Consider the following 21955-nt stretch of genomic DNA (forward strand, 5'->3'; position numbering starts at 1 on the left):
AAGGAGCTGGAGCCGTGACCGAGCACGTCGACTGGAGCGAGCCCGAGCCCGCCGCCGCGCCGGCCGGCGCCGCCGTCACGCCCGCCGACGCCGCCGACGCGGCGCGGCTCGTCGCCTTCGGACTCCAGCCCAAGCTGCAGCCCGCGCGCGACCAGGAGTACACCGAACTGCTGCGCCGGTACCGCGAGGACCCGCCCTTCGCGCGGCTCGCGGACGCCGTCGCCGCCGGGCTCGGACTCATCGTGCTGGAAGTGTCCCCGCGCGCGGGGATGGCCGTGACGGCCGCCGAGGACTCGGTGTTCGCCGTCCGCATGGGCGACTACGCGCGTCGCGCGTCCACCGACGCCGGGGACCGGTTCCTGCACGGCCTCGCCCATCTCGCCGTCGCCGCCCTGGCGTTCCCGCGGCCCGAGGACCTCGCCGACGACGGATACATCGGCCGGATCACCGTCAACGGCGTCGACGCCTTCGTCCGGCAGGCCTGCCGGCGTCTTGAGGAGAGGGCCGACGAGCGGGGCGAGAACACCGACCCGGCCACCGACGCGCCCGGTCTGGAGACCGCCTGGCGGATCTGGGCCAGACGCAGCGCGGCCGGCGCCACCAAGGACGCGCGCCGGCTGGCCGGTTCGACCACCGGCATCGTCGGCAAGGCGGCCGCGTTCCTCACCGACTCAGGGTTCCTGCAGCGCACGGGCGACGACAACGGCGGCACCTACCGCACGACGGCCCGCTACCAGCTCCAGGTGCGCGACATGGCAGGCAGCGCCGCGCTGGCCGAACTCCTCGACCTGGGCGTCGTCCCGGTCACCGACGGCACCGCGAGCCTGCTGCCCGCCGAGAACACCGAGGATCTGGAACTCGTCGCCGAGGCCGGGCTGCCGTTCCACTCCTGAGGCTCGCGCGGCACCCGAAGCCGCCGAAGCCGCCAAGCCTCTGAACCCTCCGAACCCACCGTTCCTTCCGAAGAATGACGACGAGAGTCCGCCATGTACGAGCTGTCCCGGGTCCGCCTCTACTCCATCGGGCCCGCCGGTGCGCGCTACGCCGACACCGTGCTTGACCTGCGGGGCGTGGGCGAGCCGGTGCCCGACCCTGCCCCGATGCAGGCGGAGTTCTTCGAGGAGGAGCCCGTCGGCCCACCGCGCCGGCCCGCTCCGGCCGGTGTGCTCTTCCTGGAGAACGGCGGCGGCAAGTCGGTCCTGCTCAAGCTGATCTTCTCGGTGATGCTGCCCGGTCACCGCAACACCCTCGGCGGCGCCAGCTCCGGCGTGCTGCGCAAGTTCCTGCTCGCCGACGACTGCGGACACGTGGCACTGGAGTGGCAGCACACCCTCACCGGCGAGTGCGTGGTCGTCGGCAAGGTCAGCGAATGGCGCGGGCGGCAGGTCTCCAACGACCCCCGGAAGTTCGCCGAGGCCTGGTACTCCTTCCGGCCCGGCCCCGGACTGAGCCTCGACAACCTCCCCGTCGCCGAGTCCACGGCCGTACGTCCGCCCGTCGAGGGCGCCTCCGGCGCGCAGGGCCGCCGCCGCACGATGAAGGGCTTCCGCGACGCCATCACCGAGGCCGGGAAGGCCTACCCGCACCTGGAGGTGCACTGGGAGGAGATCCACGACCGCTGGATCGAGCACCTCGGCGACCTCGGTCTTGACCCCGAACTCTTCCGCTACCAGCGGGAGATGAACGCCGACGAGGGCGAGGCGGCCGGTCTCTTCGCGGTGAAGAAGGACTCCGACTTCACCGACCTGCTGCTGCGCGCGGTCACCGACACCCGTGACACCGACGGGCTCGCCGACCTGGTCGGCGGCTTCGGCAACAAACTGGGCCGACGGGCCGAGCTGATCGCCGAGCGGGACTTCACCGCCGGGTCGGTCGATCTCCTCGGGCGGATCGTCGAGGCCGCGGAAGCCCGCTCTCACGCGCGTGACATCCACGCGGGAGCCGAGCGCCGTACGCGCACGCTCGCGCGGCGGCTGTCCGCGCGGGGCGTACGGGAGCGGGTGCGCGCCGCCGACCTGGCCCAGCGGGTCACGGCCGCCGCGTACGCCGTCACGCACTCAGAAGGCGTGCGAGAGCGCAGTGCGCTGATCACCGCCGAACTCGCCTACCGGCACGCCTCGTTGGCGCTGGCCGCCGGGGAGAAGGCCGCCGCCGCGCAGAAGCGCGAGCTCGCCGACGCGCGCACGCTGCACTCCGCCTGGCAGGCCGCCGAGGCCGTGCTGCGCCACCGTGCCGCCGCCGACCGCGTCGCCCGCGTGGCCGCCGCCATCCAGGAGGCCGAACGGGACGCGGCGCCCGCGCTCGCCGCCCGGGCCAAGGCCGCCGTCGATCTCGTACGGGCCCTGCACGCGGCCGCCGAAAGCGCCGAGACCCTCGCCAACGAGGGGGAGGAGCGTTCCGCCGCCCTCCAGGAGGTCGGCGAGTCCGCGTACCGCGACTCGACCGCCGCCGCCACAGAGGCACAGCGCGCCCGCAGCGAGGCCGGACATCTGCGCCAGCGCCTGACCGAGGTCGAGCAGGAGACCGCCGAGGCGGTGCGCGCGGGCTGGCTCGACGACAGCGCGCCCGACGCCGACCCGGCCCGCGCCGCCCTCGCGGCCAGCGACGCCGAGAAGACGGCCGTCGCCGCCTGGGACACGGCCCGCGAGGCCGCCCGCAAGGCGACGGAGCACGCGCGCGAAGCGGCTTCCGCGGAGTCTCGCGCGGAGCTGACGGCGGCCCGGGCCGCGGACGCGGCGACGGCGGCGGAGCGGACGTACGAGGCGGAGCGCCGCCTCGCTGAGGTACTGGCACAGGAGGAGCGGCTGGGCGAGCTCCTGAGCATGCCGGGAGCCTTCGGAGCCGCGCGCGCCGGGGTGCCCGGCCCGCGGACCGGAGCCGACGGCGGCACGGCGCGGGGCGGGGGCGCGGCGACCGGCTCGTCCCCCGAGGCCGACGGCTCCCGTGCCACCCACGACCTCGCCGAAGGCCCCATGGCCCCGGAGGACCTGGACCGCTTCGCGGACGAACTGCGCGAACTCCTCGACGACACCGTCTCCTCCGCCGAACGCCAGCTCTTCGACCTGCGCACCGCCGCGGCGGACGACGCCCGGATCCTCGGCGCGCTCGGTGACGGCGGACTGCTGCCACCCGGCCCGGACGTGCTGGCCACCGTCGAGTTCCTGGGCGAGCACGGCATCCCCGCGCTGCCCGGCTGGCGCTATCTCGCCCAGGCCGTCGACCCGGCCGACCACGCGCGCGTGCTCGCCGCCCGTCCGGAGCTGGTCGACGGCGTGATCATCACCGACCCGGACACGCACGCGCGTGCCCGTGAGGCACTCGGCGAGGCGGCGCTGCTGCCGCGCTCCGCCGTGGCCGTGGGCACGGCGGCCGCCCTGCTGGCTCCCACCCCGGCCGCCGACTCGACCGCCGGCGACGTGTTCCTCGTACCGCCGAACCCGGCCATGCACGACGAGCACGCCGCCGACGAGGAGCGGCAGGCGCTGCGCGCGCGGGCGACCGAGCGGGACGAGGAGATCCGGACGCTGGCCGCCCGGCTCGGCAAGGACCGGGAGCTGGCGGCCCGTCTGGCCTCGTGGCGTACGGGCTGTCCGGCCGGGCGGCTCGTGGAACTGGCGGAGGCCGCGCGCACCTCACGCGCGTTCGCCGAGGAGTCCGAGGCCGAACTGGCCGAGGCGCGGACCGTACGGGCCGAGGCCGACGAGGCCGCCGCCGAGGCGGCGCACGCGCGCGACGAGCGGCAGGAGGCCGCCCAGAAGGCCCGGCGGGCCGCCGACGCCCTCGCCGGACTCGCCTTCCGGCTCCGCGAGCGCTCCGGCTGGCAGGTCCGACTGCGCGAACTCGCCGACGAGGCCACCGAGTCCGAGGTCCGCGCCCAGATCTGCCTGGAGCGGGCCCGCGCCGCCGACGAGGACCGACGTGCCGCTCAGCGCGCCGCCGACGACGCCCGGCGCACCGCCCGTGCGCTGCGCGCCGAGCGCTCCGAGATCGCCGGCGCCCCCGACGACGTTCCCCAGGACGACTCGGAGGGGCCCAAGACCCCCCTGCCCGCACTCCGTGAGGCCTACCGGGCCGCCTCCCAGGTGTACGAGAAGGTCGGTGTCGGTGCCGACCTGCGCGCCGAACAGGCCCGCGCCGAGAGCGACGAGAGCGCGGCCCACGCCGAGCTGGACCGGCTCAGCAACAAGGTCCGTACCCGCGCCGAGCAGCTGCTTCAGTCGCCCGACGGATCCGACGGCCCCTCCCGGCAGGCCGCCGCCGCGCGCGCGGAGGAGCTGGTACAGCTCCTGGAGACCCGTATGTCGACCGCGAGCGAGCAGCTCGGACGGCTGCGCGGCGAGGCCGAGCGGCATGCCCCGGAGGACGGAGAGGCGCACACCGAGCTGCCCGAGGAACTGCTCCCGCGCGACGCCGAGCACGCACAGGCGCTGCTGCGCACCGCCACCGCCGAACTCACCTCCCGCACCGAGGCGTTGGCCCAGGCTCGCGAGGCGCACGCCGAACTGCTGGAGGCCCACCGGGCCGCCGAGGACGCGGCAGGCGGCTTCGACGAGATCGCCGCGATGCTCCGCGACCTGCTGCGCGAGCACACCGCGGAGGAGGAGCAGGAAGAGCCGGAGCCGTACCCCGGCAGCCTGGAGGACGCCCGCCACGCGGCCGCCGAGGCCCGCCGCTCGCTGCGCGGCTGCGCCGCCGACCTGTCCGCCGCCGAGTCCTCCGTGCGCGAGGCGAGTGACGTCCTGGTCCGGCACGCCAACTCCACCCGCTACGAGCAGGTCCGCACCCCTGCCCGTCAGCAGATCCGCGAGCTGCCGGCCTCCGCGCTGCCCGAGCACGCCCAGAAGTGGGCGGTCGCCTTCGCACCCCGGCTCCGCGTCCTCACGGACGAGCTGGCGCAGCTGGAGCGCAACAGGGACTCGATCGTGGACCGGCTGCGGGGGCTCGTCGAGTCGGCCCTCGCCACCCTGCGGTCCGCGCAGCGGCTGTCCCGGCTGCCCGAGGGGCTGGGCGAGTGGTCCGGCCAGGAGTTCCTGCGCATCCGCTTCGAAGAGCCCGACCAGGCGACGCTGACCGAGCGGCTGGGCGAGGTCATCGACGAGGCCACGCGCGCGGCGGTGAAGAAGAACTCCGACCTGCGGCGCGACGGCATGTCCCTGTTGCTGCGCGGTGTCGCCGCGGCACTCCAGCCCAAGGGGATCGCGGTCGAGATCCTCAAGCCCGACGCCGTGCTGCGCGCCGAGCGCGTCCCCGTCGGCCAGATGGGCGACGTGTTCTCCGGCGGCCAGCTGCTCACCGCCGCCATCGCCCTGTACTGCACGATGGCCGCGCTCAGGAGCAACGACCGGGGCCGGGACAAGCACCGTCACGCCGGCACGCTGTTCCTGGACAACCCCATCGGCCGTGCCAACGCCACGTATCTGCTGGAGCTCCAGCGAGCTGTCTCGGACGCACTCGGTGTCCAGTTGCTGTACACCACAGGCCTGTTCGACACGACCGCACTGGCCGAGTTCCCGCTGGTCATCCGACTGCGCAACGACGCCGACCTGCGCGCCGGTCTCAAATACATCAGCGTGGAGGAACACCTCCGCCCAGGACTGCCGCAGCCGCCCCAGGCTCAGGAGGCGGTGCACAGCGAGATCACGGCGACACGCATGTTCAAACGCCCAGCATCTGCAACCCCTTGAGCGTTGAACTCCCTTTACTCTCAGGTAAGTTCAGATTCGACCAGCTGTCCGAAGAGAGGAACGCCGCCTTGCGCACGCCCAACCGTCGTCTGACGACCCTCCTCGGTATAGCCGCGGCCGCCGCGTCGGTGCTCGTCCTGGGTACCGCCCCGGCACAGGCCGCCGGCAGCGTCTTCGAGGCCTACAACTCCCTCACCTCGCCGAGTGCGAAGACCGAGTTCGCCCAGGACGGCGAGATCCTCACCGCCCTCGACATGAAGAAGGACGGCCACGGCACCGCCGCCCAGTGGCGCTACAACTCGAGCTCACCCACGCACTCGTACTACAACGGCAACGGCTACGCCGTCCCCAAGAACTGGGACCTGTCCTTCGCGGAGGGCACCACCCTGCAGATCCGCGCCTGCTTGCAGGACACGTCCAGCGGCACGCCGTACAGCTGCGGCGGCTGGGAGTACGCCAAGGCCTGACCGTCCGAGGACGGCGAAGGGGGCGGGTCCTCGGGCTCGCCCCCTTCGCCGTCCTCGGCTGCTCCCTCAGGGGTGCGACAACTGTCCGGTGCCGCCCCGGCGGCTTATCCGCTCCCGCTCCCGCTCGTCGGCCCGTGCCTGCCGTCGGGCGGCGCGCCGCTCACGCCGCAGGGAGCGTGCCGTGCTGCTCGGCTCCGACACCACGCCGTTGCGCTGGTTCCACACCTGGCGGGTCACCCAGATGTCGACCACGCCCCAGGTGGCGACCACGGTGCCGGCCACACTGCTGATCACCATCGGGAACGCCAGCCAGGACCCGGCCATCGTGCACAGGAACGCCACCATGGCCTGAATCAGTGTCACGGCGACGATGAGCACCGCGCGCACGGCCGACGTCCGCACCGGATCGGGCATCCGGCGCCGCCGCGCCGGCTCCTCCACCCACAACGGCCGATAACGCGGCTGTGGCTGCGCCTCGGCAAACTCCGCGGCACGCCGCTGCGACGGAATGTCGCGATCCGCTGCCTTCGGCCCCTGCCGCGCCGTCGAGCGCGTCTTCACACCGTCCTCGGGCGCCTCGCGCCGCTCCGCCGTGCCCATCAACGTGTCACTCCCCACCGCCGGCAGACCGCTCGCTCCGGTGTTCCAAAACACCGGCTCCCCAGTGGCTGCCCGGCTTGCGCTGTTTTACGCCGCCGAGTTGCGTGATGCGGCTCCTGTGGCCGATTCCGCACCCATCTCCCGTAGATATGGACGCACGACATGCCGAGAAGATTCCCAACTGGGGAAAAATTCCGGCCAACCGGGCCGCCGGTTCTGCCTGGTTCGCTGCTGACGCAACGGACGGATTCAGGGTGGCAATCTCCCGCAATGCCCGGACAACTCGCCATGTCCCGTCGGCAATGCGGAGGATCAGCTTCCGGACACGTCTTCGAGTTGGCAGCGTGACGGTAGTAGGCTCGCGCCGTTTGTTGACGCACATGTGTACCCCCACACCGGAGGGGGGCGAGCTGGGGGAGGACATGCGCTTTCGCGGGAAGTCGATCCGCCGGAAGATCGTGGCGCTGCTTCTCGTGCCGCTGGTGTCCCTGACCGCCATCTGGGGCTTCGCGACGGTACTCACGGGACGGGAAGCCACTCAGCTGTTCCGCGTCTCCGACATCATGGAACGCATCGGCTACCCCACCGAGGACACCGCCCGTGTCCTGCAGCAGGAACGCCGCCAGACCCTGGTCTACCTCGCCGACCCCCGGGCCTCCGACGCCCTCCTGGCCCTGCGCCGCACCCGGACGGCCACCGACAAGGCCATCGCCAAGATCCGGAAGAACGCCAAGGACTCCGACGTCCGCGGAGCCATGGACGGCGACGACAGCGATCGCGTCACCGCCGTCCTCGACGCCTTCGACAGCATCGACTCCCTCAGGCGCGGCGTCGAGGAAGGCACGGTCACCCGCGCCCAGGCCCTCGACCGCTACAACCGGATCGTCGACCCCTGCTTCTCCCTCCGGGCGAACCTCGACGGCATCGACGACGTCGAGATGGACAAGGAGGCCCGCGCCCTCGTCAACATCACCCGCGCCCGCGAACTCCTCTCCCGCGAGGACGCGTTGCTCGGCTCCGCCCTGGTGGTCGGAAAACTCTCCCGCGACGAGACCCGCAGCATCTCCGACCTCGTCGCCCAGCGCACCCTGCTGTACGACATCAGCCTGCCGCTGCTCCCCGCCGCCGAGCGCGACCGCTACGAGCGCTTCTGGAAGAACGCCACCACCGCACCACTGCGCGTGGCCGAGCAGGAGGCCATCGCCACCAAGTCCGGCACACCGCGCGGCGTCAGTGCCCAGACCTGGGACAGCACCGCGGGCAACGTGCTCGACGAACTGCGCACCCTCGACGACCAGGCCGGCGACCGCTACCAGAGCCGCACCCGGCCCGTGGCCGTGGGCGTGATCGTCCAGGCGCTCGTCGCCGGGCTCCTCGGCCTGATCGCCCTCCTGCTCTCCGTCGTCCTGTCCGTCCGCGTCGGCCGCGGTCTCATCAAGGACCTGCGGCAGCTGCGCCTGGAGGCGCACGAGGCGTCCGGTGTCCGGCTGCCCAGCGTGATGCGCCGGCTGTCCGCGGGCGAACTGGTCGACGTCGAGACCGAGGTTCCCCGCCTGGAGTACGACAAGAACGAGATCGGCGAGGTCGGCCAGGCCCTCAACACCCTCCAGCGCGCCGCCGTGGAGGCCGCCGTCAAACAGGCCGAACTGCGCTCCGGCGTCTCCGAGGTCTTCGTCAACCTCGCCCGTCGCAGCCAGGTGCTGCTGCACAAGCAGCTCACCCTGCTCGACACGATGGAGCGCAGGACCGAGGACACCGACGAACTCGCCGACCTCTTCCGCCTCGACCACCTCACCACCCGTATGCGCCGGCACGCCGAAGGCCTGGTGATCCTCTCCGGCGCCGCCCCGTCGCGGCAGTGGCGCAAGCCCGTACAGCTGATGGACGTCGTCCGCGCCGCCGTCGCCGAGGTCGAGGACTACGAGCGCATCGAGGTCCGCCGGCTGCCGCGGATCGCCGTCACCGGCCCGGCCGTCGCCGACATCACCCACCTGGTGGCCGAACTCCTGGAGAACGCGACGGTGTTCTCCCCGCCGCACACCGCCGTCCAGGTGCTCGGCGAGCGGGTCGCCAACGGTTTCACCCTCGAAATCCACGACCGGGGCCTCGGCATGGCCGCCGAAGCGCTGCTGGACGCCAACCTCCGGCTCGCCGAGACACCCGAGTTCGAACTCTCCGACACCGACCGGCTCGGGCTCTTCGTGGTCAGCCGCCTCGCCCAGCGCCAGAACGTCCGCGTCTCGCTGCAGCCGTCTCCCTACGGGGGCACCACGGCGGTCGTCTTCATCCCCGACGTGCTGCTCACCGACGACGTTCCCGACACCAACGGCATCGGCTTCCGCCTCGACCGGGACCGGCCCTCGAAGGAGGCCGAACTGGAGCAGAGCCGCGTCGGCGCACTGGCCCAGGTACCCGTCCAGCTGCCCGGCGTGCCGTCCTCGCTCCTGGACGGGCCGGTGGAGCTGGAGGCGCCCGTCGACCTGGATGCCCTCGACGACTTCCCGGGCGCCCTCGGCGACGAGGACAGCGAACGCGGCGGGATCTTCCGGCCCCGTCGCTCCATCGCCCGCACGGACGACGACGCCCCGGCCCGGCTGGGTGAGCGCCATCAGCGGCCCTCCGACGCCACGGACCGGTTCGCGGCCGACGACAGCCCGAGCGGCCCCGTGCCGCTGCCCCGGCGCCGGACGCCCAAGCTGGTGAGCTCGCACGGCAAGCCCGTCACCGACCAGCGCTCCCGTCGCGAAGAAGCGGCCGAGGAGGCCCCGACGGGCCCGCGCCGCTCCGAGCCGGACGGCCTGGCACCGCTGCCGTCCCGCCGCCGCGGCGAGGCATCCCCGCGCCCCGCAGCCGGACTCACCGACCGCGTGGGACCCCCGGCCGCCGGCCACGGCGAACCGTCCGAGCCTCCCGCGCTGCCCCGCAGGGCCCGGCCTCCCGCGATCGCCCCCGGCGGCCCGGGCGACACCACCGCCCCCACAGGCAGCACACCCCAGGGCACCGAACCCGGCACGGGAGCACTGCCCAAGCGCGTACGGCAGGCCAACCTGGCCCCGCAGCTGCGACGCGAGCCCGAACAGCAGGCCGGCCGGGAGACCGACCCTGCCGAGCGCGACGCCGACGAGGTACGCAGCCGCATGGCCTCGCTCCAGCGCGGCTGGCAGCGCGGCCGCAAGGAGAACGCCGCGGGCGACGGGGCCCGGAACGGCACAGCACCAGGAACCACTAAGGGGGACGGTCGATGACCGCACCGAAGACGACCGACCACAGCGCGACGCACCGGATGGAGCTCAACTGGCTCCTCGACGAGCTCGTCGACCGGGTCGCCAGCATCCGCAAGGCCGTCGTGCTCTCCGGCGACGGCCTGGCCACGGGCGTGTCCAAGGACCTGACGAGGGAGGACAGCGAGCACCTGGCCGCCGTCGCCTCGGGATTCCACAGTCTCGCCAAGGGCGTGGGCCGCCACTTCGAGGCGGGCAACGTGCGGCAGACCGTCGTCGAGCTCGACGAGGCCTTCCTGTTCGTGACGGCCGCCGGCGACGGCAGCTGCCTCGCCGTCCTCTCGGACGCGGAGTCCGACGTCGGCCAGGTCGCCTACGAGATGACACTGCTGGTCAAGCGGGTCGGTGTGCATCTGGGCACCGCTCCGCGCACCGATCTGCCCGCCGGTGGGTAGTGGGATGACATGAGCGGAGAGGGTCAGGGAAGAAGCCACTGGTTCGACGACGAGGCCGGACCGGTCGTCCGCCCGTACGCCATGACGCGCGGCCGCACCACCAGTGCGGCCCAGCACCGCCTCGACCTGATCGCGGTGGTCGTCACCGAACCCCATGCGGACGACCCGGAAGCGGACCGGACGCTGTCCCCGGAACACGTGGACATCGTCGAGCTCTGCCGCGACGCCCCGCAGTCCGTCGCCGAGCTCTCCGCCGAACTCGATCTGCCGGTCGGAGTGGTGCGGGTGCTCGTCGGAGACCTCGTGCACGGGGAACTCGTCCATGTGACGCGTCCCGTACCGCCGGCCGAGCTGCCGGACGAGAGTATTCTGCGCGACGTGATCAACGGCCTCCGGGCGCTGTAGCGGGCGCGGAAGCGGAGTAGTGACGTGACAGGCTGGCAGTTCTGGGTCGACCGAGGCGGCACCTTCACCGACATCGTCGCGCGCTGCCCGGACGGCCGGCTGCTCACCAGCAAACTGCTGTCCGACAACCCGGCCCGGTACGCCGACGCGGCCGTCGCCGGAGTGCGCGCGCTGCTCGACGGCTCCCACGAGCCCGTCGAGGCCGTCCGCATGGGTACGACGGTCGCCACCAACGCCCTGCTGGAACGCAAGGGCGAGCGCACCCTCCTCGTCATCACCCGCGGCTTCCGCGACGCCCTGCGCATCGCCTACCAGAACCGCCCCCGCATCTTCGCCCGCCGCATCGAACTGCCGGAGCTGCTCTACGAGCGGGTCGTCGAGGTCGACGAGCGGATCGCCGCCGACGGCACCGTCCTGCGCGCACCCGACCTGGACGCTCTCGCGGGCCCGCTGCGGCAGGCGTACGACGACGGAATCCACGCCGTCGCGATCGTCTGTATGCACAGCCATCTGCACCCCGGCCACGAACGGGCGATCGGCGAACTCGCCGCCCGCACCGGCTTCCCGCAGATCTCGCTGTCCAGCGAGGTCAGCCCGCTGATGAAACTCGTCCCGCGCGGGGACACCGCCGTCGTCGACGCCTACCTGTCGCCCGTACTGCGCCGGTACGTCCAGCACGTCGCCGATGAACTCCAGGGCGTGCGGCTGATGTTCATGCAGTCCAACGGCGGGCTCGCGGAAGCCGGACAGTTCCGCGGCAAGGACGCCATCCTGTCCGGGCCGGCCGGTGGCATCGTCGGCATGGCCCGCATGTCGCAGCTTGCCGGATTCGACCGCGTCATCGGCTTCGACATGGGCGGCACCTCCACCGACGTCTCGCACTTCGCGGGGGAGTACGAACGCGTCTTCACCACGCAGATCGCCGGGGTCCGGCTGCGCGCCCCCATGCTGGACATCCACACCGTGGCCGCCGGAGGCGGATCCGTCCTGCACTTCGACGGCTCCCGCTACCGCGTGGGCCCGGACTCGGCGGGCGCGGACCCGGGCCCCGCCTGCTACCGCGGCGGCGGCCCGCTCGCCGTCACCGACGCCAACGTCATGCTCGGCCGCATCCAGCCCGCCCACTTTCCCAAGGTGTTCGGCCCCGACGGCGACCAGCCACTGGACGACGCGCTCGTCCGTGACCGCTTCAGCGCCCTCGCGAACGAGATCCGCGAGCGGACCGGGGACGACCGCTCCCCGGAGCAGGTCGCCGAGGGCTACCTGCAGATCGCCGTCGCGAACATCGCCAATGCCGTGAAGCGGATCTCCGTCCAGAAGGGCCACGACGTCACCCGCTACGCCCTCACCACCTTCGGTGGTGCGGGCGGTCAGCACGCGTGCATGGTCGCCGACTCCCTCGGCATCCGCACCGTCCTCGTCCCTCCCATGGCCGGTGTCCTCTCCGCTCTCGGCATCGGCCTCGCCGACACCACGGCCATGCGCGAGCAGTCCGTCGAGGCCCCCCTGGAGGCGGCCGCCATGCCGGGCGTCCGCAAGACGGCCGACGACCTGGAGGCCGCGGCCCGCGCCGAACTCCTCGCCGAGGACATCCCCGAGGACCGCATCAGGGTCACCCGTCGTGCCCAGCTCCGCTACGACGGCACGGACACCACCCTCACCGTCGAGCTGACCGAGCCCGACACCATGACCCACGCCTTCGAAGAACGTCATCGCGCCACGTACTCCTTCACGCTCGACCGCCCGATCGTCGTCGAAGCCCTCTCCGTGGAAGCCACCGGCATCACCGAACCCCCCGATCTGTCCGCCCTCGCCACCTACGAAGGCCGCACCGCCCCGTCCGAGACCGTCCGGCTCCACACCGGCGGCGCCTGGCGCGACGTCCCCCTCCACCGCCGCGAGGACCTGCCCCCCGGCGAAACCGTCACCGGCCCCGCGATCATCACCGAGGCCGGCGCCACGACCGTCGTCGACGACGGCTGGCGGGCCGTGACGACCGATGACGGGCATCTGGTCATGGAACGCGCGGCGATTACACAGAGTTCCGATCTCGACACAAAAGCCGATCCCGTTCTCCTCGAGGTCTTCAACAACCTGTTCATGTCCATCGCCGAACAGATGGGCGCCCGGCTGGAGTCCACGGCCCAGTCCGTCAACATCAAGGAACGCCTGGACTTCTCCTGCGCCCTGTTCGACCCGGACGGAAACCTGGTGGCCAACGCGCCCCACATCCCCGTCCACCTGGGCTCGATGGGCACCAGCGTCAAGGAGGTCATCCGGCGTCGCGGCGACTCGATGCGGCCGGGCGACACCTACGCCGTGAACGACCCCTACCACGGCGGCACCCACCTGCCCGACGTCACCGTCATCACGCCGGTGTTCGACACGGAGGGTGACCGGATCCTCTTCCACGTCGCCTCCCGCGGCCACCACGCCGAGATCGGCGGCATCGCCCCCGGCTCCATGCCCGCCAACAGCCGCACCATCGAGGAGGAGGGCATCCTCTTCGACAACTGGCTGCTCGCCGAGAACGGCCGCTTCCGCGAGGCCGAGACCCTCCGCCTGCTGACCGAGGCGCCGTATCCCTCCCGCAACCCGAAGACCAACCTCGCCGACCTGCGCGCCCAGATCGCCGCCAACCGCAAGGGCGTCGACGAGGTCGCCCGCATGATCGAGGACTTCGGCCTCGACGTCGTCCAGGCCTATATGCGACACGTCCAGGACAACGCGGAGGAAGCGGTGCGCCGCGTCATCGACGCCCTGGACGACGGCGAGTACGCCTACGAGACCGACTCCGGCGCCGTCATCCGGGTACGCGTGCGCGTGGACCGCGCCAACCGTCGCGCCACGATCGACTTCACGGGTACGGCCGCGCAGCTCGGCACCAACTTCAACGCCCCCTTCTCGGTCGTCAACGCGGCGGTCCTGTACGTCTTCCGCACACTCGTCGCCGACGACATTCCGCTCAACGACGGCTGCCTGCGCCCCCTGGACATCGTCGTGCCGCCCGGCTCGATGCTCGCGCCCGAGCCGCCCGCCGCCGTCGTCGCGGGCAACGTCGAGACCTCACAGGCCATCACCGGCGCGCTCTACGCGGCGCTCGGCGTCCAGGCCGAGGGGTCCGGGACCATGAACAACGTCACCTTCGGCAACGAACGCCACCAGTACTACGAGACCGTCGCCTCCGGATCCGGCGCGGGAGACGGCTTCGCCGGCGCGAGCGTCGTCCAGACCCATATGACCAACTCGCGGCTGACCGACCCGGAAGTCCTGGAGTGGCGGCTGCCCGTGCAACTCGACGAGTTCGCGGTCCGGCGGGGGAGCGGCGGCGCGGGACGGTGGGCCGGCGGGGACGGCGCGGTGCGCCGCATCCGGTTCCACGAGCCCATGACCGTCTCCACGCTGTCCCAGCACCGCCGGGTCCCGCCGTACGGCATGGCGGGCGGAGACCCCGGCGGCCTCGGTGCCAACCGGGTGGAGCGAGCCGACGGCACGGTGACCGAACTCGGCGGAAGCGACTCGGCCGACGTCGGCCCGGACGACGTACTCGTCATCGAAACCCCGGGCGGCGGGGGCTACGGCCGGCCGTCACCCGACCCCCATCAAGCAGGAGAAGAGATCGATGATCTTCGGGCGTTCTGAGCGTGGCAAGCCCCCGGTCGAGCCCGTCACGCTCAAGATCCTGGTGGCCGGCGGCTTCGGCGTGGGCAAGACCACCCTCGTGGGCGCGGTCAGCGAGATCAGGCCGCTGCGCACCGAGGAGCGGCTCACCGAGGCCGGGCGCCCGGTCGACGACACCAGCGGTGTGGAGGGCAAGCACACCACGACCGTGGCCATGGACTTCGGCCGCATCACGCTGCGCGAGGACCTGGTGCTGTACCTCTTCGGCACGCCCGGGCAGGAGCGGTTCTGGTTCATGTGGGACGAGCTGTCCGAGGGCGCGCTGGGTGCCGTCGTACTCGCCGACACCCGGCGCCTGGAGGACTGTTTCGCGGCCGTGGACTACTTCGAGCGGCGCTCCATACCCTTCCTCGTCGGTGTCAACTGCTTCGAGGGAGCCCCCCGGTATCCGGCCGAGGACGTCCGCCAGGCCCTCGACCTCGACGACGACGTGCCCCTGGTGCTGTGCGACGCCCGCGGCCGCGAGTCGGTCAAGGAGGTGCTCATCGGAGTCGTCCAGCACGCGATGGCTTACGGGGCGGACCGCCGCCAGACGGTCACCACCTGACGCATGGGTTACGGCCCGTACCCCCGCCGACCGGGGTACGGGCCGGGGTCCTGTGCGATCCCTACTGGCCGTCGCCGTCCTCCAGCCAGCCGAAGCTCTTCTCCACGGCCTTGCGCCAGTTGTGGTACTCGCGGTCACGCACCGACGCCTCCATGGCGGGCGTCCACTCCACGTCCTTCTGCCAGTGCGACTTCAGTTCGTCGAGGTCGTTCCACACACCGGTCGCGAGGCCGGCCGCGTACGCGGCGCCCAGACAGGTCGTCTCGGAGACCTTGGGCCGGATCACCGGCACGCCGAGCACATCGGCCTGGTGCTGCATGAGCAGGTTGTTCTTCGTCATGCCGCCGTCGACCTTCAGGGTGGTGATGTGCACGCCGGAGTCCTGGAACATGGCGTCCACGACCTCGCGCGTCTGCCAGCTCGTCGCCTCCAGTACCGCGCGCGCGAGATGTGCCTTCGTGACGTACCGGGTCAGGCCGGTGACGACCCCGCGCGCGTCCGAGCGCCAGTAGGGTGCGAACAGGCCCGAGAAGGCGGGCACGATGTAGGCGCCGCCGTTGTCCTCGACGCTCGCCGCCAGTGGCTCGATCTCGTCGGCGGTACGGATGATTCCGAGCTGGTCGCGGAACCACTGGACCAGCGCGCCCGTGATCGCGATGGACCCCTCCAGACAGTAGACCGGTGCCTCGCTGCCGATCTTGTAGCCCATCGTCGTCAGCAGACCGCTCTTCGAGGGCACGGGCCGGTTGCCGGTGTTGAGCAGCAGGAAGCTGCCGGTGCCGTAGGTGTTCTTGGCCGTTCCGACGTCGTAGCAGGCCTGCCCGAACACGGCCGCCTGCTGGTCGCCGAGAGCGGACGCGACGGGAACACCGGCGAGTTGGCCGACGGCGGTGCCGTACACCTCCGCCGAGGACCTGATCTCGGGCAGGACGGCCTCAGGCACGTTCATCGCGGTCAGGATGGACGCGTCCCACTGGAGGGTCTCCAGGTTCATCAGCATGGTGCGACCCGCGTTCGTCACGTCGGTGACGTGCCGGCCGCCGTCGGTGCCCCCGGTGAGGTTCCAGATCAGCCAGGAGTCGATGGTCCCGAAGGCGATCTCGCCGCGCTCGGCACGGTCCCTGAGCCCCGGCACGCTGTCCAGCAGCCAGGCGGCCTTGGGCCCGGAGAAGTAGCTGGCCAGCGGCAGTCCTGTCTGCTCACGGAAGCGGTCCTGGCCGTCCTTGCCGCCGAGTTGGTTGCACAGGGCGGCGGTGCGGGTGTCCTGCCAGACGATCGCGTTGTGCACGGGCTTGCCCGTGGCGCGGTCCCACAGGACCGTCGTCTCGCGCTGGTTGGTGATGCCGAGCGCGCTGAGCTGGTCGGCGCGCAGCCCGGCCTTGGCGAGCGCACCGGCCACGACGGCCTGCACCTTGGACCAGATCTCTGTGGCGTCGTGCTCCACCCAGCCCGGCTTGGGGAAGATCTGGCGGTGTTCACGCTGGTCGACGGCGACGATCGCGCCGCCGTGGTCGAAGATGATGCAGCGGCTCGAGGTGGTGCCCTGGTCAATTGCGGCAACGTACTTCTCGACGGTGTCCGTCATGGCTACCCCTTGGTCGCTGGGTCAGAAGGCTACGTTGTAGATGAGGCCCGCGAGCGCTCCGCCGATCAGTGGGCCGACGACCGGGACCCAGGCGTAACCCCAGTCGGACGTCCCCTTGTTGGGGATCGGCAGGAAGGTGTGCACGATGCGCGGGCCGAGGTCGCGCGTCGGGTTGATGGCATAGCCGGTGGGCCCGCCGAGGGAGAGTCCGATGCCGACGACGAGCAGCGAGACGATGAGCACGGTGGTGCCGGACTCGCCGAGTCCCTTGGTCAGCCCGAACGCGAGGATGGGCAGGACCAGCGACGTCGTCGCGATGATCTCCGTGATGAGGTTGGCGACGGGATTCCGGATCTCCGGGATGGTGGAGAAGATGCCGAGGGTCGGAGTCGGTTCCTCCGAGGATCCCTCCTTGTGGACGTTCGCCTGGAACTGGGCGAGGTAGACCAGATAGGCCAGCACGGCGCCGAGCATCGCGCCGACGAGCTGGCCCAGCAGATACACCCAGACCTTGTCCCACTTTCCGGTGTCCACGGCGATACCGATGGTGACGGCGGGGTTGAGGTGCCCGCCGGACAGGGGAGCGGCGGTGTACGCGCCCGCCAGCACACCGAATCCCCAGCCGAACGCGATCACGACCCACCCCGAGGCGCGTGCCTTGGAGTATCTGAGGGTGACGGCGGCACAGACCCCGGCACCGAAGAGGATCAGGATGGCGGTACCGATGATCTCGCCGACGAATATGTCTCCGTTGCTCATGGCGGCTCCTAGACGCTGGCCGGGCCGACCCCGGTGGTCCGAGCTGGAACGGTTCCCTTGGCGACTTCAGCCGAAAGCGAGGAGGGTCCCGCGCCCCGCCCGGCGTCCGTGACGAGCGTGCCGTCGCGGTCGAATCGCCAGCGGGGAACGGGCCATGGCTCAGGAGCGGCCCGCGGCGCAGTGCCTGATAACGCCGAGAATGTACGGCGATGTCGACCGACACCGGGAAGTGTTCACCGGCGTCTTCAGAGCGTCAAGGTCGTGGACGGCAACGGTGACAGCCGCTCGCCCGGGCACCGTGAACCCTCGACGGACGCACAGGGGCGGCCGTTCGGCCCCGCGTCCCCCGGTCGACGAGGGCACGCCGGGGCGGCCGGTCAGCCGAGGCGCTCCACGGCCGCGTACCCGGTCTGGGCGGCCCTCACCCCCGTACCCCGCCGTATTTCGTGCCCGGGCAGTCCCGCTCTCCCCAGCACCCAACTGGCCCCGCTCAGCGCCTTCGCGGCCTTCTTCAGCGGCGCCAGACACGCGGCGGCCTGCCGGTGGTCGGTGACGCTGCCCGGCAGACACACGACGGTGGCGAGGGACAGCGTGACGGGACGGCCGCCCACCGACCAGGGTGCGTCGAGCACGGCGGAGACCACCGGATCCAGCCCGTCCTCGTCGGCGAGCACCAGGAAGTCGTCCCCGCCGATGTGCCCCACGCGCGTGGTCCCGGACGCCGCGTGCTGCAGGGCCCGCCCCACCGACCGGATCAGCTCGTCGCCCGCGGCGAACCCGGCTCCGTCGTTGACCTGTTTGAAGTGGTCGATGTCCAGCCAGCTCAGCGCGCAGGTCCGGCCGCCCGCGAGCCACCGGTCCACCTCACCGGTGATCGCGTCCGAACCGGGCAGCCGGGTCAGCGGATTGAGCCCGGCCGCCTCCTCGACCCGGCTCTCGGCCAGCGCCCGTACGAGATCCGCGAGCCGTACGACGCCCACGCACCGCCCCTGACGGTCGACGACCGCCACATCGTCCGAGGTACGGTCCCGGCCGCCGACCGCCACCACGTCGAGCACCTCCCAGGCGGTGGCGTCCACGCCGACCGTGCGCGGCGCGTCCCCGAGCTTCGCGGCGGGCCGGTCGGCGTACAGGGCGTGTCCGTAGCGGCCCGACATCGACAGCAGGAACCGGGAGCGGTGCACCGACCGGACCGGCGCCCCGGCCCGGTCCACGAGCAGTACCCCGGACACGTCCGGCGAGCCGGTCAGCAGCGCACGCACCTGACCCGCCGACGCGGTGACGGGCAGAAGCGCGGCGGGCCGCACGAAATCCAGCACCGAGGGCCCCGGCCGCGGAAGGGCCGCGGCGCTCGGGAATCGGGGCGGAACGTATACGTCCGACGCGGGGATCCGGGCCGGTGGTGCGAACAGCTCGCCCTGCGCCAGCTGCGCCCCGGCCGACAGCGCCGCCCCGCACTGCAATTCGGTCTCCACGCCCTCGACCGCGACCAGGGCATCGAGCTGCTCGCACAGCGTCCGCATCGCCCGCACGGCGGCCGGCCGGGTCAGCAAGGAGGCATCCAGTTTGACCAGGTCGGGGGCCAGATCGGTGAGCAGCCGCAGGGGTACGTCCCCGTCCCCGATGCCGTCCGCGCTGATCCGGAACCCTTGGCCGCGCAGCGTGGCCACCGCCTCCAGCAGCGCCCGTTGGGGCACGTGCGTGTAGGGCGGGACGATGTCGAGCGTCACCTCCCACGGCATGCGCCCGGCCTCGCGCACGGCCTCGTACAGCCGGGTGAGGCCGCCGAGGTCGGCTAGCGTGGCTGCGAACACGTTGACGTGCAACGGAAGCAGCGTCTGCTTGCGAGCTGCCGCACGGAGAGCCAACACGGCCAGACTGCCGTCGAGTTCGGGGTCGCGACGGGCCTCGGCCAGGATGTCGCCGGTCTCCGGGCGGGCGAGTATCTCCAATGCGGCGATCCCGCCGGTCGTCAGATTGACCACCGGCTGGAAGGCGAAGCGGAGAGTGTCCGTCCAGGAGTACACGGCAGCATGATTGCGCCGCCGGGGCACGCCCAGGCCCAGTTCATAAGACGTTCACGCAGCATTCCGGGTCGATCACACAGCGTAGGATTGTCGCGCGACCCGCTCGTCACACGGCTTTCGGCATCCCCGGTCACCGCACCGCGATCACCGAGGAACCGTGCCCGAACAGCCCCTGGTTGGCCGTGATGCCCACGCGTGCTCCGGCTACCTGCCGGTCGCCCGCGGCATCCCTCAACTGCCAGGTCAGCTCGCAGACCTGGGCGAGTGCCTGGGCCGGCACCGCCTCTCCGAAGGAGGCGAGCCCGCCGCTGGCGTTCACGGGTATGCGCCCGCCCAAGGCCGTCGCGCCCTCCCGGAGCAGCTTCGCGCCCTCGCCCTCGGCGCACAGCCCCAGATCCTCGTACCACTGCAGCTCCAGGGCGGTGGACAGGTCGTAGACCTCGGCCAGGGACAGGTCCTCGGGGCCGATGCCAGCCTCCTCGTAGGCGGCCCGTGCGATCGACGCCCGGAACGTGTCCTCGGGTGGCTCCACCGCCACGGCCGAGTCCGTGGCGATGTCCGGCAGGTCCAGTACCGTACTGGGATACCGCGGCGTGACCGTGGACACCGCCCTGATCCGCACCGGTCGCTCGACGCCGTGCCGTCGGGCGAAATCCAGACTGGACAGCACCAGTGCCGCCCCGCCGTCGGAGGTCGCGCAGATGTCGAGCAGTCGCAACGGATCGGCGACCACGGCCGAGGCGGCGACCTCCTCGGCCGTGACCCGCTTGCGGTAGCGCGCATACGGGTTCAGCGCCCCCAGGGCGGCGTTCTTCACCTTGACCAGGGCGAAGTCCTCCGGGGTGTCGCCGTGCACCGCCATCCGCCGTCGCGCGTACAGCCCGAAGTACGCCGGGTTCGTCGCCCCCAGCAGCCGGAAACGCAACCAGTCCGGATCATCGGGCCGGTCGCCGCCGGCAGGCCGGAAGAAGCCCTTGGGCGCAGCGTCCGCCCCGACCACGAGCACCGTGTCCGCGAGACCGGCGAGGATCTGCGCCCGAGCCGCGGCGACCGCCTGCGCCCCGGACGCGCAGGCCGCGTACACGCTCGTGACCCGGGCTCCCTGCCAGCCCAGGGCCTTCGCGAAGGTCGCGCCCGCGACATAGCCCGGATATCCGCCACGCACCGTGTCCGCGCCCACGATCGAGCCGATGTCCTGCCACCTCAGGCCCGCGTCCGCCAGCGCGGCGCGCGCCGCCGCCGTCCCGTACTCGACGAAGCCGCGCCCCCACTTGCCCCAGGGGTGCATGCCCACACCGAGCACCGCCACGTCCACTGTCATGCCGTCACCCCCGTCGGCCGCCACTGCCAGGTCGTCCAGGTCGTCTCAGCGTCCTCGTGAAGCACTCCGGGGACGACCTCCACCTCCATGCCCACCGTCAGATCGGCGACGGTCACGCCCGGAACCGCCTGTCCCAGCACCACGATCCGTTCGGACTCCAGCTCCACCGCGATCAACGCGTACGGTTCCCACGGAAGTTCCGGATCGCTCACATAGGGTGACGGAGGCCGGTACCGGCTGTTCGTGTACGACCAGATCCGTCCTCGTTGCGACAGGGGCACCTCCTCCAGGTCGCCGCCGGAACACGCCGGATTGCGGCAGTGGATGTCCTCGCGCGGGAAGAAGACCGAGGTACAGGCCGAACACCGCGTGCCGAGAAGCCGGAATGCGTCCCCTTCGCCGGTGAACCAGCCGGAGACCGCGGGCGTGCGTGTGCGCGTCAAAGCCCCTCCAGAACGCCGAATCTGACGGAACGTCAGAAGTGTGCCACGGGCAACCGTGAATCGGCAGGCCGCGCGGGCGAACCGGATGCTCGCTTCCGGCGTCGTGGTATCGGGAGGGGCGGGCGGGGCCGACGGGGGTGATTCCGGCCGCCCCTCCTGTTTCGTTCGTTTCAGCACCTGTCGGCGAGCGGAAGACGCCGTTCCTGCGATCGGATACAGTCCGCGCGTGTCCGAAATTCAGCACCCAACCGCCAACTCCGCTCAAGGCTCGCACTGTTCGAGCTGCGGAGCGCCCTACGGAGACGGAGTCTCCGGCTGGCCCCGCACCTGTCCGGCCTGCGGGATCATCGCCTATCGCAACCCCCTGCCGGTCGCGATCGCACTTCAGCCCGTGTACGACACGAAGGGCACCGCCCTGGTCGTCATCACCCGCAACATCGCTCCCGCGCGCGGGAGCACCGCACTGCCCGGTGGCTACATCGACGACCGCGAGGACTGGCGGCAGGCAGTCGTCCGGGAACTCAAGGAAGAAACGGGCATCGACGCCGTGAGCCGCGACGTACGGCTCGTCGACGCGATGAGCTCACCCGACGGGCACCTGCTGCTCTTCGGGCTCCTCCCGGAACGACCGGCCGAGGGACTCCCGGCCTCCCACGCGACCGACGAGACCGAGGGCTGGCATCTGCTGCGCAGGCCGGAGGAACTCGCCTTCCCGCTGCACACGCTGGCCGCGCGGGCATGGTTCGAGGGCCGGTACTGA

The 21955-nt window shown here is 71.8% G+C and carries 15 protein-coding genes; 9 read left to right on the forward strand and 6 right to left on the reverse strand.

Annotated elements, in window-relative coordinates; genetic code table 11:
* The first annotated feature begins 14 nt into the window (after positions 1-14).
* The 3 genes from ACFY1J_RS20050 to ACFY1J_RS20060 all read left to right on the forward strand — a co-directional run bounded on the left by ACFY1J_RS20050 (position 15) and on the right by ACFY1J_RS20060 (position 6151).
* Entirely contained in the window at positions 15-893 is an 879-nt protein-coding gene (locus ACFY1J_RS20050; RefSeq protein WP_363296920.1) for a hypothetical protein, read from the forward strand.
* Positions 894-986: 93 nt separating this feature from the next.
* On the forward strand, positions 987-5684 hold the full coding sequence (locus ACFY1J_RS20055; protein WP_390712507.1) for a hypothetical protein: 4698 nt from the start codon (positions 987-989) through the stop codon (positions 5682-5684).
* Between the two features lie 68 nt (positions 5685-5752).
* Entirely contained in the window at positions 5753-6151 is a 399-nt protein-coding gene (locus ACFY1J_RS20060; RefSeq protein WP_390712508.1) for a hypothetical protein, read from the forward strand.
* 66 nt (positions 6152-6217) lie between these two features.
* Here the strand turns inward: ACFY1J_RS20060 and ACFY1J_RS20065 are convergent, their stop codons facing one another.
* Positions 6218-6751 carry a hypothetical protein gene (locus ACFY1J_RS20065; protein ID WP_390712509.1) on the reverse strand — a complete coding sequence of 178 codons (534 nt, stop codon included), beginning with the start codon at positions 6749-6751 and terminating at the stop codon, positions 6218-6220.
* Positions 6752-7173: 422 nt separating this feature from the next.
* Between ACFY1J_RS20065 and ACFY1J_RS20070 the strand changes: the two genes are divergently transcribed.
* The 5 genes from ACFY1J_RS20070 to ACFY1J_RS20090 are packed head-to-tail and all read left to right on the forward strand — an operon-like array spanning position 7174 to position 15060.
* On the forward strand, positions 7174-9996 hold the full coding sequence (locus ACFY1J_RS20070; RefSeq protein WP_390712510.1) for a nitrate- and nitrite sensing domain-containing protein: 2823 nt from the start codon (positions 7174-7176) through the stop codon (positions 9994-9996).
* Positions 9993-10427: a roadblock/LC7 domain-containing protein gene (locus tag ACFY1J_RS20075; RefSeq protein WP_390712511.1), complete on the forward strand. Its 435-nt coding sequence runs from the start codon at positions 9993-9995 to the stop codon at positions 10425-10427. The genes ACFY1J_RS20070 and ACFY1J_RS20075 overlap by 4 nt, the downstream gene beginning before the upstream one ends.
* Positions 10428-10436: 9 nt before the next feature.
* Positions 10437-10832, forward strand: a complete 396-nt coding sequence (locus ACFY1J_RS20080) for a DUF742 domain-containing protein (protein WP_390712512.1) — start codon at positions 10437-10439, stop codon at positions 10830-10832.
* Between the two features lie 24 nt (positions 10833-10856).
* On the forward strand, positions 10857-14474 hold the full coding sequence (locus tag ACFY1J_RS20085) for a hydantoinase B/oxoprolinase family protein (protein WP_390712513.1): 3618 nt from the start codon (positions 10857-10859) through the stop codon (positions 14472-14474).
* On the forward strand, positions 14455-15060 hold the full coding sequence (locus tag ACFY1J_RS20090) for an ATP/GTP-binding protein (protein WP_363296927.1): 606 nt from the start codon (positions 14455-14457) through the stop codon (positions 15058-15060). Before ACFY1J_RS20085 ends, ACFY1J_RS20090 begins: the two co-directional genes overlap by 20 nt.
* 61 nt (positions 15061-15121) lie before the next feature.
* On the opposite strand, the gene glpK is transcribed toward ACFY1J_RS20090, so the two are convergent.
* The 5 genes from glpK to ACFY1J_RS20115 form a co-directional block, all read right to left on the reverse strand.
* Complete coding sequence (gene glpK, locus ACFY1J_RS20095) at positions 15122-16645, reverse strand: glycerol kinase GlpK (RefSeq protein WP_390712514.1); 1524 nt, start codon at positions 16643-16645, stop codon at positions 15122-15124.
* A 21-nt stretch (positions 16646-16666) separates the two neighbouring features.
* Positions 16667-17404 carry an MIP/aquaporin family protein gene (locus ACFY1J_RS20100; RefSeq protein ID WP_390712515.1) on the reverse strand — a complete coding sequence of 246 codons (738 nt, stop codon included), beginning with the start codon at positions 17402-17404 and terminating at the stop codon, positions 16667-16669.
* A gap of 377 nt (positions 17405-17781) precedes the next feature.
* Positions 17782-19431 carry an EAL domain-containing protein gene (locus ACFY1J_RS20105; protein ID WP_390712516.1) on the reverse strand — a complete coding sequence of 550 codons (1650 nt, stop codon included), beginning with the start codon at positions 19429-19431 and terminating at the stop codon, positions 17782-17784.
* 130 nt (positions 19432-19561) lie between these two features.
* Entirely contained in the window at positions 19562-20752 is a 1191-nt protein-coding gene (locus tag ACFY1J_RS20110) for a lipid-transfer protein (RefSeq protein WP_390712517.1), read from the reverse strand.
* The gene (locus ACFY1J_RS20115; RefSeq protein WP_390712518.1) at positions 20749-21195 is read right to left on the reverse strand and encodes a Zn-ribbon domain-containing OB-fold protein; all 447 of its coding nucleotides are present in this window, start codon (positions 21193-21195) and stop codon (positions 20749-20751) included. The genes ACFY1J_RS20110 and ACFY1J_RS20115 overlap by 4 nt, the downstream gene beginning before the upstream one ends.
* Positions 21196-21421: 226 nt before the next feature.
* Here ACFY1J_RS20115 and ACFY1J_RS20120 point away from each other — a divergent pair, with 226 nt between their 5' ends.
* Positions 21422-21955 (forward strand): NUDIX domain-containing protein, encoded by a 534-nt coding sequence (locus tag ACFY1J_RS20120; RefSeq protein WP_390712519.1) that lies wholly within the window; start codon positions 21422-21424, stop codon positions 21953-21955.

This window comes from Streptomyces sp. NPDC001406, assembly GCF_042895285.1.
Taxonomy (GTDB): domain Bacteria; phylum Actinomycetota; class Actinomycetes; order Streptomycetales; family Streptomycetaceae; genus Streptomyces.

Excerpts from the sequence above, each read along its gene's own strand:
- ACFY1J_RS20055 (WP_390712507.1), top strand. The coding sequence starts at position 987 with ATGTACGAGCTGTCCCGGGTCCGCCTCTACTCCATCGGGCCCGCCGGT.
- ACFY1J_RS20065 (WP_390712509.1), bottom strand. The coding sequence starts at position 6,751 with ATGGGCACGGCGGAGCGGCGCGAGGCGCCCGAGGACGGTGTGAAGACG.
- ACFY1J_RS20070 (WP_390712510.1), top strand. The coding sequence starts at position 7,174 with ATGCGCTTTCGCGGGAAGTCGATCCGCCGGAAGATCGTGGCGCTGCTT.
- ACFY1J_RS20075 (WP_390712511.1), top strand. The coding sequence starts at position 9,993 with ATGACCGCACCGAAGACGACCGACCACAGCGCGACGCACCGGATGGAG.
- ACFY1J_RS20080 (WP_390712512.1), top strand. The coding sequence starts at position 10,437 with ATGAGCGGAGAGGGTCAGGGAAGAAGCCACTGGTTCGACGACGAGGCC.
- ACFY1J_RS20090 (WP_363296927.1), top strand. The coding sequence starts at position 14,455 with ATGATCTTCGGGCGTTCTGAGCGTGGCAAGCCCCCGGTCGAGCCCGTC.
- glpK (WP_390712514.1), bottom strand. The coding sequence starts at position 16,645 with ATGACGGACACCGTCGAGAAGTACGTTGCCGCAATTGACCAGGGCACC.
- ACFY1J_RS20100 (WP_390712515.1), bottom strand. The coding sequence starts at position 17,404 with ATGAGCAACGGAGACATATTCGTCGGCGAGATCATCGGTACCGCCATC.
- ACFY1J_RS20110 (WP_390712517.1), bottom strand. The coding sequence starts at position 20,752 with ATGACAGTGGACGTGGCGGTGCTCGGTGTGGGCATGCACCCCTGGGGC.